Raw genomic sequence first — 259 nt, forward strand, 5'->3', positions numbered from 1 at the left:
GCTTGCGCAAGCTCCTTTCGAAGAGCGGCAGCAGTTTGATGACCCAGCGGTACACCGTCGAATGATCCACCGCGATACCACGCTCGTCCATCATTTCCGCAAGATTGCGCAAACTCAGCGAATAGGCTACGTAGTCGGCCCTGAAAAACTCGAAGCGCCTTGTGCAGCAAGGGTTTGAAGCTGAATGTTGTTGATGCATTTGCAGGAACCTGGCAGATTATGGGTTGTTTCCTGCAAATTCTGTCGAGGTCTGGATGGG

Annotated in this window: 1 pseudogene; it reads right to left on the bottom strand. The window is 52.5% G+C overall.

Annotated elements, in window-relative coordinates:
• Positions 1-133 (bottom strand): annotated as a pseudogene (locus VSR34_RS39105) (IS6 family transposase); the annotation flags it as partial.
• Positions 134-259 lie beyond the last annotated feature (126 nt).

This window comes from Paraburkholderia sp. JHI2823, assembly GCF_038900695.1.
GTDB classification, from domain to species: domain Bacteria; phylum Pseudomonadota; class Gammaproteobacteria; order Burkholderiales; family Burkholderiaceae; genus Paraburkholderia; species Paraburkholderia mimosarum.